Origin of the sequence: Dokdonella ginsengisoli (assembly GCF_042652785.1) — a bacterium.
Lineage (GTDB): Bacteria > Pseudomonadota > Gammaproteobacteria > Xanthomonadales > Rhodanobacteraceae > Dokdonella_A > Dokdonella_A ginsengisoli.
This window is the reverse complement of the sequence record NZ_JBHSHD010000005.1, coordinates 43,403-61,081: the sequence shown is the minus strand read 5'-3', so window position 1 is coordinate 61,081 and position 17,679 is coordinate 43,403. Positions and strand designations below refer to the sequence as shown.

Genomic DNA, 17,679 nt, shown 5'->3' with positions numbered 1-17,679 from the left:
CGACGGCACTAGGCGGCCTGCCGCAGTGATGCGGCGGCGGGAGACGGTGCGGGCGGCGCCTGCACGCGGACCAGCAGCGCGATCAGCGACAGCAGCAGCAGCGCGGCGATGCCGTTGTGCGCGGTCGCGACCGGCAGCGGCAGCAGCAGCTTGACGTTGGCGATACCGAGCGCGACCTGGGTGCACAGCAGCGCCGCCACCAGCGCGCCGAGGCGAGGCAGGCCGCGGCGCCAGGCCAGCACGGCGGTCGCGAGCACGTGGCCGAACACGACCAGCGCACCGATGCGGTGGGCGATCTGGATCGCCGCGCGCGCGGCCGCGTCGAGCACGCCGCCTTCGTAGTTGACGCCGATGCCGCGCCAGAGCACGAAGCCCTCGCGGAAATCCGTCATCGGCCACCAGTTGCCGGCGCACTTGGGGAAATCCGCGCCGCAGGCCAGTGCGGCGTAGTTGGCGCTGGTCCAGCCGCCGAGCGCGATCTGCACTGCCAGCAGCACCAGTGCGACGATCACCATCGGCTGCAGGCGCCGCTGCTGTGCCGTCGGCGCCTGCGTGGTGCCCAGGCGCAACGCGACGTAGCCGAGCAGCGAGAACGTCAGCAGGCCGCCGAGCAGATGGCCCATCACGACCACGGGCTTGAGCAGCAGGGTGACCGTCCACATGCCGAGCATGGCCTGGAAGATGACCACCGCGAAGGTGACCACCGCGATGCGCCACGGCGCGGCGCGGTCCAGGCGCAGCGCGGCGAGCAGCGGCAGGGCGATGGCGACCGCCGACAGCAGCGCCGACGCCGCGTACTCCTGCTTGATGTACAGGAACACGCCGATGGCCGCGGCGAGCGCCGCGATCAGCAGCATCGCGACCAGCACGCGGCGGCGCCAGGCCGCGATCAGCGCGAGCGCGAACACCAGCAGGCCGAGCGTGCCGGCGATCATGCGGTGCACCTGCTCGCGCCAGGCCTTGTGCGTCTCCACCGGGCGCTCCGGGAAGTTCGCGTTGGCGTGCTCGATCTCGTGCTCGTGACCGGGCCAGGTCGCCTTGCCGTAGCAGGTCGGCCAGTCCGGGCAGGACAGGCCGGCGTTGGACAGGCGCACGAACGCGCCGAACACGATCACGACGAAGGCGAACGCGGTGGCGAACGCGGCGATGCGCGCCGGCGAGAGGAGCGCACGCGCGCTCATCGCTTCACCAGGCGCGCGAGATCCTTGCGCAGCTGGTTCGCGTCGTAGCCGACCGCGTAGCGCAGCGCGAGGAATCCGTGCGGGTCGGCGAAGGCGACGGCGACTTCGTCGGCGCCGGCCGGCCGCAGCGCGGCGAGCCTGGCGTCGACGTCGCGCGCGGACTCCAGCGGCTTCAGCGGCGCCAGCTGCTCGGGGGTCAGCCCGGCATCGAGCACGATCACGCGCACGCGATAGGCGTTCTGGTTCAGGGTGAGGCGCGCGCGGCGCAGCTCATCCAGGCGCGCGAGGCAGCTATGCGCGCAGCCGGGTCCGGTCAGGGCGAACACGGTCCAGGACCAGTCCTCGTCCTTCCACTGCAGCGGCTTGCCGTCGGCGAGCACGAAGCGCGCGCCGGACAGGTCCTGCGGTGGCTCGACCAGGGTGCCGTAGTTGCGCGTGCCGCCCGGGCGCCAGTCGAGCGCGTTCAATACGTAGGCGGCGACCAGCGGCGCGAGGAACAGCGCGATGATCAGGAGCAGGCCGATGCGGTTGCGCGTGCGTGGAGTCATTGGGGTGTCTTGCGCCAGTGCAGGATCGCGAAGGTCGCGACCACGACGGCGGCGAACGTGAACCAGGTGAGAGCGTAGCCGTAGTGGCGCTCGGGCGGAAACACCTCCGGGCGCCATTCGCGCACGAAGCGCGCCGACTCGGCCGCGCCGGGCTCGGGCAACAGCAGCAGCACGCGCGGGTCGAGGCGGCGGTCGAGATCGGCGCCGACTTCGGCCAGATCGAGATAGATGACCTTTTTCGGATATTTCTGCGCTTCCAGGCCGTTGCCGCCCAGCCGCAGGCCGGCGCCCGGCGGCGGCGCGTACAGTCCCGACAGCGACACTTCGCCGCGCGGCAGCGGCGGCAGTTCCGGATAGCGGCGGTCGCCGCTCGCGTACGGCAGGAAACCGCGGTTCACCAGCAGCGGATCGCCGCCGCCGGCCGGCTGGAACAGGGCGAACGCCATGACGCCGACGCGCCCGTCGCGGACCTGGTTTTCCAGCTCGTATTCGTAGTCCGGCTCGACGTAGCTGCCGCGCACGACGACGTGCGGGTAGACCGCACCGCCGGCTTCGCGCCGCGCCTGCTCCAGCGCGATCGGCGCCTGCGCGAAGCCGCGGTCGAACGCGGCGAACAGCTCGGCCTTCTCCTGTCCGCGCCGCCACTGCCAGCTGCCCAGCGCGATGAACAGCGCGACCCCGGCCAGGCACAGCACGACCGCGAACGCGCGCGGACGACGCCAGCGCCTAGCGGACATGCCGGCGTATACTCGTGCATGCCGCCGCAACGCGCGGCCGCATGGACAGTTTCACTATGCTCAGCAAGGTCCTGATCCTGCTTTTCCTGGCGGCGATCCTGTACAACCTCGGCGCCGGCCTCTACTTCATGATGACCGACAAGAGCGGCAGCGACCGCGTGGTGAAGGCGCTGACCCGCCGCATCGGCTTGTCCGTGCTGCTGATCGTGCTCGTCATCATCGCGATCGCGACCGGGCTGATCAAACCGCACGGGATCGGCGGCTGAAGGCGCGCAAAGCGCCGCGCTACGAAGCGGAAGTCCTCGTCTGGATCCGTCGAGACGCGTCGACGCTCGAAACCAGCGCCGACAACAGAGGCAGCAGCGCTATGGTAGCCAAAAAATAGCGTTCCTGCGCCTCGAAGACGAGGTGCACCAGCCAGAACGACAGCGCCCAGGCGATCGGCACAAGCGCCAGTCCTCCCACGCGGCGGCGGCGTATCGCAATCACGACGACACCCAGGTAGATCGCCAGCGTCAGGAGGCGATAGAGCGCGCGCTCCCAGGGACGCAAGGCTTCGACGACATCCAGGCGCCGCCGCTGTTCCGCGTCGAGCGAAACCGCATCCGCCCCGGGTGGGGCGAGCCAGAACAACGCGAACGGCCGCGGCAGCAGAACGACCCGAGTGAGCTTGCATTGGATGATGCCGAGCCAATGTCCCGCCGGGCGCGCCGCGAGTCGCTCGCTCATCGCCGTGGACAACGGCTTGTCGCGATCCTCGAGCGCCGCCTGACTGGCCGCCGGCGTCCATCCGCCACACCACGAGCCGGCTTCGGTCGCCAGCAGACCCGAATACAGGGTCACGGCCGAACTGGTGCGCACGCGCTCGCCCGTCCCCGCGGCGTAGCGCGCCCACAGATCGAGCGAGAACCCGATCGCCACCACCAATGCGAGCGTCGCCGACAAGGCCAGGAGAACCTTCGTGCCTCTCCGGCTATCGAGCGCCAGCCAGAGCACGACGAGCATCCCGACCAGGACGCTCATGGTCAGAGCGAATTGGGGACGCGTCGACACCGCGGCGACGCCCAGCGACAGGCCCAGCCCCCAGCTCAGCCAGCCAGGCCACCCCTGCGGTGGCCGCAACAGCAAGGCCCAGCACGCGGCCAGGCACGCTGTCGCGATCAGGTCGATCTGCACGAGAGCGAAGTACGGCGTGATCAGCAGCAGATAGAGCGCGCCCAGATGGGCGAATACGCGCCAGCGCGTCGTATCGCAGCGCCAGAACAGCCACAGCAGGAACACCGCAGCCGAGAGATTGACGAACAGGGCCGCCCATTGCGGTGCGGACAGAAACCGCCGCACCAGCGCGAACACCAGCACGCCGGCGCCGCCGCGTTCGTAGGCCGCGGTTCCGCCGGCCTCGTCCCAATAGAGAAAGAAATCGCTGAACGGGGTGGGCCAGAACCAGAGGGTCCAGAGCACGCCCAAGACGACCAATGCCACCAGCTGTACGACGGCGCATTGGCCCAGCAAGGAAGATGGGGACGGATTCGAGCTTGCTCTCCGTCGCGCTGCCATAGGCCTGTCGTATTGTCCGAAACCGATTTATGTCCTTATGAGGAATTTCCTTCCTGCATCAATTTTCCAAAAATTCAATATAACCCAAGCTCAACCACGACTCGACCCTCAGGATCGTACCCGACGCTTTCGCCCTCGGCCGTGGATGAAATCTTTCATGTTCATGGGCTTTCCGGCGCCCCGAAGAATCAGCCGCTGAAAAGATCGCGAACACCGCTCGTGCCTGTTCTTCGCACGCCGGAAACTTGCGGAAGTTGCGCCAACGAATGGGCGCGCCAGAGGAAAGAGGCCGAATGGCAAAAGTCTTTTCGAAGACTCGATCGCGTGACCGCCGGCATGGGCTTCACCCTGGCGCAGCATCGCCGCGAACAAGGCGAGCATCAGTTAGCTGTCAGCGGAAAGCCTGCAGCGATGTCGGCGTCTGTCCAAAGGTGAGCAGGCAGCCGATTGCCGCCCGAGCATCGAGCGTGCACGAGGTCTTCCACGGAAGGCCGCTGACCAGCGGTTGTCGTGAGACGTTGCGATCGGATTCGGACATCAAAGGCTCCCCTCCGCCACGTTGTGGGGAAGCCGCCGTGCGTCCTTCAACTGGAGGACCGACGGGTCTTGCCAGGAAGGCCAGTGCGACGACGCAGATCCGGTGTCACAGGACGTGACCATGCGCCGGCCGAGCATTGCGCCGAAGGGCAAGCGACGAGAGAAAACCTCGATCGTCGCGCAAGCCTCGGCGGAACGGGGATCTATGCGCGAGCCGCTGTCATGCAGCGGCCCGCGCGAGCGGGATACGGCTCAGAGCACGTAGACGAACAGGAACAGGCCCAGCCAGACCACGTCGACGAAGTGCCAGTACCAGGCGACGGCTTCGAAGCCGAAGTGGTTGTCGCGCGTGAAGTGGCCCTTCGCGCAGCGGAACCAGATCACCGCCAGCATGATCGCGCCGAGCGTGACGTGCATGCCGTGGAAGCCGGTCAGCATGAAGAACGTGCTGCCGTAGATGCCGCTGCCGAGAGTCAGGTTCAGGTGGCCGTAGGCGTGCGCGTACTCGTACACCTGGAAGCCGAGGAAGACCACGCCGAGCAGCACGGTGAGCGCGAGGAACACCAGCAGGCGGCCGCGGTGGCCGGCGCGCAGCGCGTGGTGCGCGATCGTGATGGTGACGCCGGAGGTCAGCAGCAGCAGGGTGTTGAGCAGCGGGATGCCCCACGGGGTCATCGTGTGGAACGTGCCGCCGACGTCTCCCGGACCGTTGGTCGGCCAGGCCGAGGTGTAGTCGGGCCACAGGAAGTAGTTCGTCAGCGCGCCCTTGCCGGCGCCGCCGAGCCACGGCACCACCAGCTCGCGTGCGTAGAACAGCGCGCCGAAGAACGCGGCGAAGAACATCACTTCGGAAAAGATGAACCACATCATTCCCATGCGGAACGAAGTGTCGACCTGCTTGTTGTAGAGGCCGCCGACCGATTCACGGATGACCGTGCCGAACCAGCCGAAGATCATGATCACGAGCAGCGCGATGCCGACCGCCATGACCGGCTTGCCGAGGCTGTGCTCGTTGAGCCACATGCCGGCGCCGCCGACCGTGCCGAGCAGGCCGAACGAGCCGACGATCGGCCAGTGGCTGCCGTGGGGGACGTAGTAAGCACCTTGTGTTTGCGCCATGGCGGCGGCCCTCGATTCGTGTTGCGTTCGGTGAATGCGCGGTCTCAACCGGCCGTCGGAAGCGGCGAACCGGTCTCGGAAAGCCGCTGGGTGGCGACTTCGTTCGTATAGAACGTGTACGACAGGGTCAGCTCGCGCACGCTCTTGGGCAGCTGCGGATCGACGAAGAAGCGCACCGGCATGCGGCGCGTCTCCCCGGCGTTCAGCACCTGCTCGGTGAAGCAGAAGCATTCGGTCTTGTTGAAGTACAGCGAGGCGTTGCTCGGTGCGACGCTGGGCACCGCGTTGCCGACGATGGCCTGCGCGCTCGTGTTGGTCGCGTCGAACCAGACCTCGGTCAGCTTGCCCGGATGCACGTCGACGCTGGTGCGCTCGGCGGCGAAGCTCCACGGCAGCTTGCTGTTGACGCTGGTGACGAACTGCACGGTGACCGTCCGGCTGGTGTCCTCCACCAGGTCGGCCACGCTGGTCGGCGAGGTGCCGCCGTTGGCCAGCTTGATGCCGAACACGTGCTCGCAGACGATGCGGTACACCGGAACCATCGCGAAGCCGAACAGGAACGCGCACGCGACCACGATCGCGCCGGTCTTCAGCACGCTCGCGTTGCGGTTGGCGATTTCTTGCTTCATGTCCTGCGAGTTCGGTTCCGGCGAGTACATCCGATTCCAACGATGACGCGGTTCACCTCTCCCGCCTGCGGGAGAGGTCCAGACGCGAAGCGTCTGGGGTGAGGGAGCGCTTGCGACAACGTCACGAACTGTGCCCCTCATCCGGCCCTGCGGGCCACCTTCTCCCGCGAGCGGGAGAAGGGAAAACATTCCTTTTAGTGACTGACGTCGTCGTGCGCCAGCATGCCCGGCTTGATCACCGGCGGCGTCGAGAACGTGTGGTGCGGCGCCGGCGACGGCACGGTCCACTCCAGACCCTTCGCGCCTTCCCACACCTGCGCGGTCGCGCGCTGCTTGGAGAAGTACACGCAGTGGATGATCACGCCGACGAAGATCAGCTGGCTGGCGCCGAACCAGAAGCCGCCGATCGAGCTGATCATGTTGAAGTCGGCGAAGGCGACGTTGTAGTCCGGGATGCGGCGCGGCATGCCGGCCAAACCCAGGAAGTGCTGCGGGAAGAACAGCACGTTGACCGAGATCACGCTCGACCAGAAGTGGATCTTGCCCCACTTCTCCGAGTACATGTTGCCGGACCACTTCGGCAGCCAGTAGTAGGCCGCGGCCATGATCGAGAACACCGCGCCGGTCACCAGCACGTAGTGGAAGTGCGCGACGACGAAGTAGGTGTCCTGGTACTGGAAGTCGGCCGGCACGATCGCGCACATGACGCCGGAGAAGCCGCCGATCGTGAACAGGATGACGAACGCGATCGCGAACAGCATCGGCGTCTCGAACGTCATCGCGCCGCCCCACATCGTGGAGACCCAGTTGAACACCTTCACGCCGGTCGGGATCGCGATCAGCATCGTCGCGTACATGAAGAACAGCTCGCCGCCGAGCGGCATGCCGACCGAGAACATGTGGTGCGCCCAGACGATGAACGACAGGAACGCGATCGAGGCGACCGCGTACACCATCGCCTGGTAGCCGAACAGCGGCTTGCGGCTGAAGGTCGGGATGATCTCCGACACCACGCCGAACGCCGGCAGGATCATGATGTAGACCTCGGGGTGCCCGAAGAACCAGAAGATGTGCTGGAACATCACCGGGTCGCCGCCGCCGGCCGCGTTGAAGAAGCTGGTGCCGAAGAACTTGTCGGTCAGCAGCATCGTGACGGCACCGGCCAGCACCGGCATCGCCGCGATCAGCAGGAATGCGGTGATCAGCCAGGACCAGACGAACAGCGGCATCTTCAGCAGGTCCACGCCGGGGGCGCGCATGTTGAGGATGGTGGCGATGATGTTGATCGCGCCCATGATCGAGCTGATGCCCATCAGGTGCACGGCGAAGATCATGAAGGCGACGTTGGCGCCGCCCTGCATCGACAGCGGCGGGTACATCGTCCAGCCGCCCTGCGGGCCGCCGCCCGGCAGGAAGATCTCGAAGATCAGCAGGAAGAACGCGAACGGCAGGATCCAGAACGACCAGTTGTTCATGCGCGGCAGCGCCATGTCGGGCGCGCCGATCTGCAGCGGGATCATCCAGTTGCCGAGGCCGACGAACGCCGGCATGACCGCGCCGAAGATCATGATCAGCGCGTGCATCGTGGTCATTTCGTTGAAGAACTCGGGCTGCACCAGCTGCATGCCCGGCTGGAACAGCTCGGCGCGGATGACCATGGCCATCGAGCCGCCGATGAAGAACATCACCAGCGAGAAGACCAGGTACAGCGTGCCGATGTCCTTGTGATTCGTCGTGAACAGCCAGCGATTCAGGAAGCCGTGCGGCTTGTGATCGTGGTCGTCGTGCGCGTCGTGGATGGCGGGATTGGCAGCGGCCATGGCCTGAACCTCGTAATTTGAAAAGTGCGGTCAAGGACGACCGCTTTTTTCCAGCTCTGCGTTCAAGGACGAACGCTGTAAATCATGCGCGGCCGGAGATCACCGCTTTTTCTCTTGCTCTGGCGTTCACGGATGAACGCACATACGACTCGTCAACCCTGGGTGGCCGCCGGCACATTCGCCTGCGCGGTCGCCGGAGCCTTCGCCGCGGCCGCCTCGGCTTCCTGCGTGGCCAGCCACTGCTCGAACTCGGCCTTCGGCACCGCCTTGACCACGATCGGCATGAAGCCGTGGTCCTTGCCGCACAGCTCGGCGCACTGGCCGCGGTAGACGCCGGGCGTCTCGATCTGCGTCCACTGGTCGTTGATGATTCCGGGGATCGCGTCCTGCTTCCAGCCGAGCGAGGGCACCCACCACGAGTGGATCACGTCGTCGCCGGTGATGACGAAGCGGATCTTCACGCCGGTCGGCACCACCAGCGGCTTGTCGACGTTGAGCAGGTAGCTGTCGTAGCTGCCGTCCTTGGCCGACTTCGGATCCAGGCCCGAACCCGGCTGGCGGATGCGGTTGGACTCGGCGTCCAGGCTCGAGATGAAGTTCACGCCGGTCGCCTTCTTGTAGTAGTCGACGTACTCGTAGCGCCACTTCCACTGGTAGCCGGTGACCTTGACGGTCATGTCGGAATTCTCGACGTCGGCCATGTCCACCAGCAGCTTGGTCGCCGGCCATGCCATCACGACGAGGATGATGATCGGCACGACGGTCCAGATCGCCTCGAGCGTGGAGTTGTGGCTGAACTGCGCCGGCACCGCGCCCTTGGATTTGCGGAACTTCAGCATCGCGTAAATCATCGCGCCGAACACGATGATGCCGATGCCGACGCAGACCCACAGCGCGATCATGTGCACGTCGTGGATGCGCTGCGAGATCGGCGTCACGCCGCGCGTCATGTTGAGCTGCCACGGCTCCGGATTGGCGAATGCCGTACCGCTCGCCAGCAACGCGAGCGCCGCAAAGACGCGACTGGCGCGCCGTACCCCGGATGAAATCATCGCCATCACCTTGTCTCGATTAACCGGATGCGCCGCCGTGCCGCCGCGACGCCGACCCCTCGCCCGAGGCGCCGGTCGGTCGCCTGGGAGCCGAACATCTATTGGGAAAATCCCGGCGATGATAGTGGACGGCGCACGGCAGCGGCAACCGCGATGCCACGCAGCGACGCGGCGCGTTGCCGCGCCCGTGCAGGCCATCCATAGCCGATGCCACCGGCCTTTTCGCGCGCCCGACCGGCGGCCGCGAACCCCCGCCCGCACTGCGACAAAGCGCCGCGCCGGGGAGGCCGCCGGACCCCGGCGGGAGCGTCCTCGACCCCCGCCGGCCGCCTCACTACACTACGCGACTCCGCGGCGCCGGACGGCGCCGTCCTCTCGATTTCCGCGAGAACGACCGCCTTGAGCGAACTTCTGAATTCCGAGCTGCCGGCCGCGATCGAGCCGGCGCGCGCGCGCATCACCGCCGCCTGGTCGCGCAACGAAACCCAGGCCGTCGACGAACTGCTGGCACAGGCCGCCCTGCCCCCGGCCGAGCGCGAACTGGTGCTGGCGCGAGCCGCGGAACTCGTCGCGCGCGTGCGCAGCAAGGCCGGCGATCAGAGCGCGGTCGAATCCTTCATGCGCCAGTACGATCTTTCCAGCGAGGAAGGCGTGCTGCTGATGTGCGTGGCCGAAGCCCTGCTGCGCATCCCGGACAAGGCCACCGCCGACAAGCTGATCCGCGACAAGCTCGGCGAGGCGAACTGGAAGAAGCACCTCGGCGGCAGCGATTCGGTGTTCGTCAACGCCTCCACCTGGGGCCTGATGCTGACCGGCCAGCTGGTCAATCTCGCCGAGGAGACCCGTCGCGACTTCACCGGCGCGCTCAAGCGCCTGGTCGGCCGCGCAGGCGAACCGGTGATCCGCCTCGCCGTGCGCCAGGCGATGCGCATCATGGGTCACCAGTTCGTCATGGGCCGCACGATCGAGGAGGCGCTCGACCGTTCCGCCGAGAAGGACAACGCGGCCTACCGCTATTCCTACGACATGCTCGGCGAAGCGGCGCTGACGCAGCCGGACGCCGAGCGCTACCACCAGGCCTACAAGGACGCGATCGCCGCGCTCGGCCGGCGCGGGCCGTTCAGGAGCGTGCTCGACGCGCCGTCGATCTCGGTCAAGCTGTCGGCGCTGCATCCGCGCTACGAAATCGCCAAGCGCGCGCGTGTGCACGCCGAGCTGACGCCGAAGGTGCTCGAACTGGCGCAGCTGGCGATGAAGAACGGCATCGGCATGACCGTCGACGCCGAGGAGGCCGACCGCCTGGAACTCTCGCTTGACGTGATCGGCGCGGTGTTCGCGCATCCGTCGCTGGAAGGCTGGAACGGCTTCGGCCTCGCCGTGCAGGCCTACCAGAAGCGCTGTCCGTTCGTGATCGACTGGCTGGCCGAGACCGCGCACAAGGCCAAGCGCCGCTGGTGCGTGCGCCTGGTCAAGGGCGCCTACTGGGACTCGGAGATCAAGCGCGCGCAGGAGCTGGGCCACGGCGGCTATCCGGTCTACACGCGCAAGCCGAACACCGACGTGTCCTACCTCGCCTGCGCCAGGCGCCTGTTCGCCGCCGGCAGCGAGGCGATCTATCCGCAGTTCGCCACGCACAACGCGCACACCATCGCCGCGATCCATCACTACGCGCAGGGTCGTCCGTTCGAGTTCCAGCGCCTGCACGGCATGGGCGCTGACCTCTACGGCGAGGTGATCGGCGAAAAGAACCTCGCCGTGCCGTGCCGCGTCTACGCGCCGGTCGGTTCGCACGAGGACCTGCTGCCGTACCTGGTGCGCCGCCTGCTCGAGAACGGCGCCAACACCTCGTTCGTGAACCGCGTCGTCGACGAGGACGTGTCGATCCGCGACCTCGTCGCCGATCCCTGCGAGACGGCTCGCGCGTTTCCCTCCAAGCCGCATCCGCGCATCCCGCTGCCGATCGGTCTTTTCGGTGAACAACGGAAGAATTCCATGGGCGTCAATCTCGCCAACGACAACGAACTCAGGGCCCTCGCCGACGCGGTCAACGCGAACAAGGCCGGCTGGAAGGCCGCGCCGCTGGTGCCGGGCGCGAGCAGCACGACCGAGCTGCGCCTGGTCACCGACCCGGCCGACCGCCGCCGCGTGATCGGCGAAAGCCGCAACGCCGACGCCGCCACGATCGAGAAGGCGCTCGCCAACGCGGTCGCCGCGCAGGAAGACTGGGACACGCTGCCGGCGGCGAGCCGTGCGGCGATCCTCGAGCACGCCGCCGACCTGCTCGAGCAGCGCCGCGCCGACTTCATCGCGCTGTGCGTGCACGAAGCGGGCAAGACGCTGTCGGCGGCGATCTCCGAGGTGCGCGAGGCGGCCGACCTGCTGCGCTACTACGCGGCCACGGCGCGCAAGCTGTTCGGCCAGCCCGAACAGCTGCCCGGCCCGACCGGCGAAAGCAATCAACTGTTCCTGCGCGGCCGCGGCGTGTTCGTCTGCATCAGCCCGTGGAACTTCCCGCTGGCGATCTTCACCGGCCAGGTCGCGGCCGGCCTCGCCGCCGGCAACGCGGTCATCGCCAAGCCGGCCGACCAGACCACGCTGATCGGCCACGCCGCGGTCAAGCTGCTGCACGAAGCCGGCGTGCCGGAAAGCGTGCTGCAGTACGTGCCGGCGAAGGGCTCGACGATCGGCAGCACGCTGCTGACGCGTCCGGAGATCGCCGGCGTGTGCTTCACCGGCTCGACCGAGACCGCGTGGACGATCAACCGCACGCTCGCCGCGCGCCACGCGCCGATCGCCGCGCTGATCGCCGAGACCGGCGGCCAGAACGCGATGATCGCCGACTCCTCCGCGCTGCCCGAGCAGCTGGTCAAGGACGTCATCGCCTCCGCGTTCGATTCCGCCGGCCAGCGCTGCTCGGCCGCGCGCGTGCTGTTCGTGCAGGAGGACATCGCCGACAAGGTGATCAAGATGCTCGCCGGCGCGATGGACGAACTCGTCGTCGGCGATCCGGCCGTGCTCTCCACCGACGTCGGCCCAGTCATCGACGAACCGTCGAAGAAGGCGCTGACCGATCACGCCGAGCGCATGGAGCGCGAGGCGAAGAAGATCGCGCAGGTCGCGCTCGCCGCCGAGGCCGAGCACGGCACGTTCTTCGCGCCGCGCGCGTTCGAGCTGCCGTCGCTGTCGCTGCTGACGCAGGAAGTGTTCGGCCCGGTGCTGCACGTGATCCGCTGGAAGGCCGACCAGCTCGACGCGGTCATCGACGCGATCAACGCGACCGGCTTCGGCCTCACGCTCGGCATCCACAGCCGCATCGACGCGACCATCGAGCACATCTCGCGCCGCGCCAAGGTCGGCAACTGCTACGTCAACCGCAACCAGATCGGCGCGGTGGTCGGCGTGCAGCCGTTCGGCGGCGAGGGCCTCAGCGGCACCGGCCCGAAGGCCGGCGGCCCGCACTACCTGCTGCGCTTCGCCACCGAGCGCACGCTGACGATCAACACCACCGCCGCCGGCGGCAACGCCTCGCTGCTGACGCTGGGCGAGTGAGCGCGCCGATCGCCTGATCCGGGCTTCCGGCAGCGCGATCGACGCGATTGGGGTTTCCCGCGCCGTTCCGCGTACCTGTACGCAGGGACGACGAAAAGGGGACCTCCATGCCGACCATCCACCGGCGCGCCGGCGGCGCACTGCTTGCCTTCGCCGCATTCGCGGCGGCCGACGTCGCGTCCGCGGCGATCTACTGCGTGCGCAACGAAAGCGAACTGCAGCAGGCGCTGAACGACGCCGCCGCTTCGGGCAACGACGACGAGATCCGCATCCGCGAAGGCGCCTACACCGCCTTCAGCCAGAGCTTCCGCTACACCGCCACGACCACCGGCTGGCTCGTCATCAGCGGCGGCTGGACCACGGTCGACGGCGTCGACTGCGTCGGGCAGGGGCGGGACGCCTCGCGCACCATCCTCGAAGGCGCTGGCCAGCGCTCGGTGCTGCGCATCACCCATCTTGCCGCCGAAGGCGCGACGCGCGCGCCGAGCGTGTTCGTGCAGAACCTCAGCCTGCGCAACGGACGCGGCGACGAGGCCGCGTTCGAACGCGGCGGCGCGCTGGACGTCAGCGGCTACTCCGATCACTACATGGAAATCCGCCTCGACAACCTGGTCGTCGCCGACAGCAGCGGCTACTTCGGCGGCGGCGCCAACCTGTACGTCAAGAATGGCATGATCCGCGTGCTCAACAGCCTGTTCGCCGGCAACCGCTCGGAAACGGTGGCCACCGGCCATCTGACGACGACCGTCGTCGCCACCGAGGCAGGCACCAGCCCGGCGGTGACGATCGCCAACAGCACCTTCGTCGGCGGCCGCTGCCCGGGCCAGGGCTCGCGCGGCTGCGGCGTCAGCGCCGGCCTGCCGGAAGGCGTGCGCCTGGACGTCGTCAACAGCCTATTCTTCGACAACGAGATTTCCGACCTCAACATCGAGGGCATGAGCGTGATCGGCCTCGGCAACGGCGAGGCGCACGCCGACCACAGCCTGATCGGAACAGTCAGCGGCAACCTGCCGCTGGACGCGACGAACCTGCTGTCGGGCGATCCACGCTTCGTCGACGCCGCCAACGGCGACTACCGCCTGCGCGACGACTCGCCGTTCATCAACCAGGGGCTCGCCGCCGTGCCGCTGACGCAGCCACCGCTGGCCCACGACCTGGGCGGCTCGCCGCGCACGCGCTTCGGCGCGATGGACCCGGGCGCCTACGAGAACCAGACCTGGGACTTCATCTTCCGCGACGGCTTCGGGGACTGAGCCTCGCAAGCGCGGCCGCGAAAGGCGCGCCTCACCGCCGGAAAGCTCGCGGCAGCCGCGATCGCACACGATCGCGGCTGCCGAAAAGGCAGCGGGCGCCCGAAGGCGCCCGCCACGTCTCCCCAAACCGGTTGCGTCAGAACCTGTACTGGCCCGACACGCTGAGCACGTTGCCCTTGCTGGTGAACTTGCCCTTCAGCGTGCTGAAGGTGGCCGCCTGGTGGTCGACCGCACCATCGTCGACCCAGATGTGCAGGAAGGCCGCGTCGATCTTCAGCTGTTCGTTGACCTGGTAGCCGACGCCGATCGAACCCCAGGTGCGGTCGCCGTCGGGCACGCGCGGCGTGCGCGTCGCGTCCACCGTCGGCGTCTCGTCGAAGGCGACGCCGGCGCGCAGGGTCCAGCGATCGTTCAAGCGGTAGTCGCCGCCGATCGAGTAGAACCAGGAATCCTCCCACTTGAACTCGGACACCGAGTTCGGCTGCGCGGGATTGTCGTAGTCGACGACCAGCTCCTTGAAGCTCGACCAGTGCGTGAAGCCGAGATTGACGCCGAGGCTGAGGCGCTCGTTGACGGTGTGCCACCAGCTCGCGTTGACGAACCACGGCGTGTCGAAGCCGGCCTTGCCGCCGCTGTTGACGAAGGTGTTGCCCAGCAGCGGCCGCAGGTTCACCGGCACCTTGAACTTGCCGTCGCCGTCGATGGTGTGGTCGATCTGCGAATGGAAGTTGATGCCGATGCGGTCGGCGTCGGTCGGCTTCCACAACGCGCCCAGGCCCCAGCCGAAGCCCCAGTCGTTGCCCTTGAGGCTGCCGAAGCCGTCGGCTTCCTGCGGCAGCAGCGCGCCGCCGGTCGGCGTCGCGAGGATCGTGCCGAAGTCGATCGCCTGGGTCAGCTCGGCGGCGGTGTTCTGCACGATGAAGCTGGCGCCGACCGAGAAGCTGTCGCTGATCTTGTACGAGGCCGAGAAGGTCAGGTCGATCGACTGCAGCTTGGACTTCAGCGCTTCGTAGCGGCCGACCCAGGTGTCGTTGTACTGCGTCTCGAAGCCGAACGGCGCGTAGATCGCCGCACCGACGACCCAGTCCTGGTTGACGCGGTGCGTGAAGAAGGTGGCCGGCACCGGCTTGGTCACGCCGCCGTCGCCGCCGTTGCTGCCGGTCAGCGGTCGGCCGAGGAAATCGCTGCCGCCGCCCTTGAACTTGGTCTCGAAGTTGATGATGTTGAAGTCGGCCTGGGCGCAGTTGCCGTCACCGAGTTCGCTCATCGCCGCCGGATTGTTGACGACGACGGCGCAGTCGCCCGGCGCGGACGTCTCGCCGGCGAACGCCCGACCCAGTCCCTGCACGCTGTTTTCCTTGAGCTGGAACGCGCTGGCCTGCGCCTCCTGCCCCGCCAGGGCCGCAGCCAACGCCAGAGGCAGCGTGGCGAGCGCCGGTGCGAGCCGAGGACGACGGGGGTTACGCTGCATGGGACACTCCTTCTCCGAACGGCTTTTTTGCGGGTTTATAACAAATCAGCGGCGATCTTAGCCGCAAATTCGACGATCCATCATCGTGCGCTGCCGCAATTCGCATGGCACCGCGGGCTGGCGCCACCCCGCGGGGCCGGCAAACCCTACCGCGGCGTACGGGCGAGGCCGCCGGTGCCGCGGCTAACCACGCTCTAACCCGCGGCTAACCCGGCCGACGCCATCATCGTGCGGATGCGCCTGCCCCTCCGCTTCCTGTTCTGCCCCGTCCTGGCTTTCGCTCTCGCCGCTTCCGCCGGCGCCGCCAGCACCGTGCGCCTGCCGCCCGGCGAGTGCTCCGGCTCGGGCACGGACCGCATCTTCGGCGACGGCTTCGAGGGCGTGGCGATACCGCACGATCCGTCCAACGGCAGCGGCGGACCGTTCCCCGGCAACGTCACGCGCACGATCGCCGTCGCCGGCTTCGGCAACCGCAGCTACTACCTGCATCTGCCGCCCGACTACACGCCGACGCGCTCATGGCCGCTGCTGCTGGCGCTGCGCGGCTCGACCTCGCCCGCAGCGACGGCCACCGCCGCGCAGCAGGTGCGCAGCGACTGGTCGGCCTGGGCCGACAGCGGCGGCTTCATCGTGCTCGCGCCGGTCGGCACCTCGACCCAGGGCGGCTGGGGCGCCAGCGGCGACGGCGCCGAGATTTCCGCCGCGCTCGACGACGCGTTCGCCAGCTACAACGTCGAACGCAGCCGCATCTATCTGTGGGGCTTCTCCGCCGGCGCGCATTTCGGCCACGCGCTCGCGTTGAACAACACCGATTTCTTCGCCGCCTACGGCGTCAGCGCCGGTTCGCTGGAGCAGTACGCCTGCACCGACAACGGCTCGTTCCCGCCGACCTGCGCGGCGCTGCTGTCCGGCGCGCAGCCGAAGATTCCGGTCGACATCCACCTCGGCACGAGCGACCCGCTGGCGTCGCCGCCGTACACCGCGGCCGGCGATCCGGCGCGCTTCCAGAACCAGGGCTGGGTGTCCGGACAGACGCTGTTCTACACCTCGTTCGCCGGCGGCCACACCTACACCGCAGCGCACCTGGGGCAGATCTGGAACCACCTGTGCGGCTTCGCGCTCGGGCCCTGAGCGCGCGCCTCAGGACGCCACGGCGCTTTCCATCGACGCCAGTTCGCGCACCCCGGCACGCGCCAGCTCGCTGAGTCCCTCGCCGCCGGAATCCAGATGGGCGGCGATGCGCCGGCGCATGCGCGGCTCCCAGAAGCGGCGCATGTGCGCGGCGATGCCGCTGGTCGCGGCGACGCGGTCGGGCTCCGAGGCGAAGTAGTCGGCGATGTCGTTGGCCATCTTCACCAGGTGTTCGTTGCGGCTCATGCGACCGGCTCCGGCCGCGCGAGGAAGCGCTGCGGCTGCGTGTAGACGACGTGGCTGTCGCGCCGCGCGAAGCCGATCAGGGTGACGCCGGTCTGCTCGGCCAGCTGGATCGCCAGCGCGGTCGGCGCCGAGATCGCCACGACCAGCGCGATGCCGAAGGTCGCCGCCTTCTGCACCATCTCGTAGCTGGCGCGGCTGGTGACGACGAGGAATCCGCGCTGCGCGTCCTCGCCGCTGCGCGCCATCGCACCGATCAGCTTGTCCAGCGCGTTGTGGCGGCCGACGTCCTCGCGCAGCAGCGCGATCGCGCCGTCCTCGCGCACCCAGGCGGCCGCATGCGTGGCGCCGGTCGCCACGTTCAGCGGCTGGCGCTCGTGCAGGTCCGCCAGCGCGCGGCGCAGGATCGCCGCGTCGATGGCCGGGCCGCCGCTCACCGGTGCCGGCTGGCGCACCGCGTCCTCGAGCGCCTGCGCGCCGCACAGGCCGCAGCTGGTGCGGCCGGTCAGGTTGCGCCGTCGTGCCTCCAGCGCGTCGGCGCGTGGCGCCGGCACGCGCAGGCGCAGCTCGATGCCTTCCAGCAGCGTGCGCTCCTCGACCGCTTCCAGCTCGCACGCCTCGGCGATCACCGCCTCGCTCAGCGAGAAGCCGAGGGCGAAGTCCTCCAGATCGCGCGGCGTCGCCATCATCACGACGTGCGGCCGTTCGTTGTAGAGCAGCGCCACGGGCACTTCCTCGGCGATCGCGTCGCGCAGTCGCTCGACGCCGTCGCCGCGGTGGCGCTCGACGTCACGCGCGACGGCGCCGCGCGGGAGCGGATCGACTGTCGGGCTCGCGGGCTGCGCGGACATC

At 68.3% G+C, this 17,679-nt stretch carries 16 protein-coding genes; 5 read left to right on the top strand and 11 right to left on the bottom strand.

Annotated features, from left to right (window positions below; translation table 11 throughout):
- Positions 1-8: 8 nt before the first annotated feature.
- From ACFO6Q_RS04890 to ACFO6Q_RS04880, 3 genes are read right to left on the bottom strand one after another with little or no spacing between them, the layout of a single operon-like run.
- Positions 9-1,181: a COX15/CtaA family protein gene (locus ACFO6Q_RS04890; RefSeq protein ID WP_380019434.1), complete on the bottom strand. Its 1,173-nt coding sequence runs from the start codon at positions 1,179-1,181 to the stop codon at positions 9-11.
- The gene (locus ACFO6Q_RS04885) at positions 1,178-1,729 is read right to left on the bottom strand and encodes a hypothetical protein (RefSeq protein WP_380019432.1); all 552 of its coding nucleotides are present in this window, start codon (positions 1,727-1,729) and stop codon (positions 1,178-1,180) included. The genes ACFO6Q_RS04890 and ACFO6Q_RS04885 overlap by 4 nt, the downstream gene beginning before the upstream one ends.
- A complete protein-coding gene (locus ACFO6Q_RS04880) occupies positions 1,726-2,466 on the bottom strand; it encodes an SURF1 family protein (RefSeq protein WP_380019431.1) in 741 nt (246 codons plus the stop codon). Before ACFO6Q_RS04880 ends, ACFO6Q_RS04885 begins: the two co-directional genes overlap by 4 nt.
- Positions 2,467-2,507: 41 nt before the next feature.
- Here ACFO6Q_RS04880 and ACFO6Q_RS04875 point away from each other — a divergent pair, with 41 nt between their 5' ends.
- Positions 2,508-2,732 carry a twin transmembrane helix small protein gene (locus ACFO6Q_RS04875; protein ID WP_380019429.1) on the top strand — a complete coding sequence of 75 codons (225 nt, stop codon included), beginning with the start codon at positions 2,508-2,510 and terminating at the stop codon, positions 2,730-2,732.
- A gap of 19 nt (positions 2,733-2,751) precedes the next feature.
- On the opposite strand, the gene ACFO6Q_RS04870 is transcribed toward ACFO6Q_RS04875, so the two are convergent.
- Entirely contained in the window at positions 2,752-3,948 is a 1,197-nt protein-coding gene (locus tag ACFO6Q_RS04870) for a hypothetical protein (RefSeq protein WP_380019428.1), read from the bottom strand.
- 87 nt (positions 3,949-4,035) lie between these two features.
- Here ACFO6Q_RS04870 and ACFO6Q_RS04865 point away from each other — a divergent pair, with 87 nt between their 5' ends.
- Positions 4,036-4,458, top strand: a complete 423-nt coding sequence (locus ACFO6Q_RS04865; RefSeq protein WP_380019427.1) for a hypothetical protein — start codon at positions 4,036-4,038, stop codon at positions 4,456-4,458.
- 354 nt (positions 4,459-4,812) lie between these two features.
- Here ACFO6Q_RS04865 and ACFO6Q_RS04860 read toward each other — a convergent pair whose 3' ends face one another.
- The 4 genes from ACFO6Q_RS04860 to coxB form a co-directional block, all read right to left on the bottom strand.
- Entirely contained in the window at positions 4,813-5,679 is an 867-nt protein-coding gene (locus ACFO6Q_RS04860) for a cytochrome c oxidase subunit 3 (protein ID WP_380019426.1), read from the bottom strand.
- 44 nt (positions 5,680-5,723) lie between these two features.
- The gene (locus ACFO6Q_RS04855) at positions 5,724-6,308 is read right to left on the bottom strand and encodes a cytochrome c oxidase assembly protein (RefSeq protein WP_380019425.1); all 585 of its coding nucleotides are present in this window, start codon (positions 6,306-6,308) and stop codon (positions 5,724-5,726) included.
- A gap of 194 nt (positions 6,309-6,502) precedes the next feature.
- Positions 6,503-8,128 carry a cytochrome c oxidase subunit I gene (gene ctaD, locus ACFO6Q_RS04850; RefSeq protein ID WP_380019423.1) on the bottom strand — a complete coding sequence of 542 codons (1,626 nt, stop codon included), beginning with the start codon at positions 8,126-8,128 and terminating at the stop codon, positions 6,503-6,505.
- Positions 8,129-8,280: 152 nt separating this feature from the next.
- Positions 8,281-9,186 carry a cytochrome c oxidase subunit II gene (gene coxB, locus ACFO6Q_RS04845; RefSeq protein ID WP_380019422.1) on the bottom strand — a complete coding sequence of 302 codons (906 nt, stop codon included), beginning with the start codon at positions 9,184-9,186 and terminating at the stop codon, positions 8,281-8,283.
- 393 nt (positions 9,187-9,579) lie between these two features.
- Between coxB and putA the strand changes: the two genes are divergently transcribed.
- Both putA and ACFO6Q_RS04835 read left to right on the top strand, forming a co-directional pair.
- Positions 9,580-12,729 (top strand): bifunctional proline dehydrogenase/L-glutamate gamma-semialdehyde dehydrogenase PutA, encoded by a 3,150-nt coding sequence (gene putA / locus ACFO6Q_RS04840; protein ID WP_380019421.1) that lies wholly within the window; start codon positions 9,580-9,582, stop codon positions 12,727-12,729.
- Between the two features lie 107 nt (positions 12,730-12,836).
- Positions 12,837-13,982: a hypothetical protein gene (locus tag ACFO6Q_RS04835; protein ID WP_380019420.1), complete on the top strand. Its 1,146-nt coding sequence runs from the start codon at positions 12,837-12,839 to the stop codon at positions 13,980-13,982.
- Between the two features lie 136 nt (positions 13,983-14,118).
- On the opposite strand, the gene ACFO6Q_RS04830 is transcribed toward ACFO6Q_RS04835, so the two are convergent.
- Positions 14,119-15,453, bottom strand: a complete 1,335-nt coding sequence (locus tag ACFO6Q_RS04830) for an OmpP1/FadL family transporter (RefSeq protein ID WP_380019419.1) — start codon at positions 15,451-15,453, stop codon at positions 14,119-14,121.
- A gap of 234 nt (positions 15,454-15,687) precedes the next feature.
- On the opposite strand from ACFO6Q_RS04830, the gene ACFO6Q_RS04825 reads away from it, so the two are divergent.
- Entirely contained in the window at positions 15,688-16,584 is an 897-nt protein-coding gene (locus ACFO6Q_RS04825; protein ID WP_380019417.1) for a CE1 family esterase, read from the top strand.
- Positions 16,585-16,593: 9 nt separating this feature from the next.
- Here ACFO6Q_RS04825 and ACFO6Q_RS04820 read toward each other — a convergent pair whose 3' ends face one another.
- Positions 16,594-16,830: a formate dehydrogenase subunit delta gene (locus ACFO6Q_RS04820; RefSeq protein ID WP_380019416.1), complete on the bottom strand. Its 237-nt coding sequence runs from the start codon at positions 16,828-16,830 to the stop codon at positions 16,594-16,596.
- Complete coding sequence (fdhD, locus tag ACFO6Q_RS04815; protein ID WP_380019415.1) at positions 16,827-17,678, bottom strand: formate dehydrogenase accessory sulfurtransferase FdhD; 852 nt, start codon at positions 17,676-17,678, stop codon at positions 16,827-16,829. Before fdhD ends, ACFO6Q_RS04820 begins: the two co-directional genes overlap by 4 nt.
- Position 17,679 lies beyond the last annotated feature (1 nt).

Excerpts from the sequence above, each read along its gene's own strand:
- ACFO6Q_RS04830 (WP_380019419.1), bottom strand. The coding sequence starts at position 15,453 with ATGCAGCGTAACCCCCGTCGTCCTCGGCTCGCACCGGCGCTCGCCACG.
- ACFO6Q_RS04835 (WP_380019420.1), top strand. The coding sequence starts at position 12,837 with ATGCCGACCATCCACCGGCGCGCCGGCGGCGCACTGCTTGCCTTCGCC.
- ACFO6Q_RS04855 (WP_380019425.1), bottom strand. The coding sequence starts at position 6,308 with ATGAAGCAAGAAATCGCCAACCGCAACGCGAGCGTGCTGAAGACCGGC.
- fdhD (WP_380019415.1), bottom strand. The coding sequence starts at position 17,678 with ATGTCCGCGCAGCCCGCGAGCCCGACAGTCGATCCGCTCCCGCGCGGC.
- ACFO6Q_RS04875 (WP_380019429.1), top strand. The coding sequence starts at position 2,508 with ATGGACAGTTTCACTATGCTCAGCAAGGTCCTGATCCTGCTTTTCCTG.
- ACFO6Q_RS04880 (WP_380019431.1), bottom strand. The coding sequence starts at position 2,466 with ATGTCCGCTAGGCGCTGGCGTCGTCCGCGCGCGTTCGCGGTCGTGCTG.
- ACFO6Q_RS04885 (WP_380019432.1), bottom strand. The coding sequence starts at position 1,729 with ATGACTCCACGCACGCGCAACCGCATCGGCCTGCTCCTGATCATCGCG.
- ACFO6Q_RS04820 (WP_380019416.1), bottom strand. The coding sequence starts at position 16,830 with ATGAGCCGCAACGAACACCTGGTGAAGATGGCCAACGACATCGCCGAC.
- coxB (WP_380019422.1), bottom strand. The coding sequence starts at position 9,186 with ATGGCGATGATTTCATCCGGGGTACGGCGCGCCAGTCGCGTCTTTGCG.
- ctaD (WP_380019423.1), bottom strand. The coding sequence starts at position 8,128 with ATGGCCGCTGCCAATCCCGCCATCCACGACGCGCACGACGACCACGAT.
- ACFO6Q_RS04825 (WP_380019417.1), top strand. The coding sequence starts at position 15,688 with ATGCGCCTGCCCCTCCGCTTCCTGTTCTGCCCCGTCCTGGCTTTCGCT.
- ACFO6Q_RS04860 (WP_380019426.1), bottom strand. The coding sequence starts at position 5,679 with ATGGCGCAAACACAAGGTGCTTACTACGTCCCCCACGGCAGCCACTGG.
- ACFO6Q_RS04890 (WP_380019434.1), bottom strand. The coding sequence starts at position 1,181 with ATGAGCGCGCGTGCGCTCCTCTCGCCGGCGCGCATCGCCGCGTTCGCC.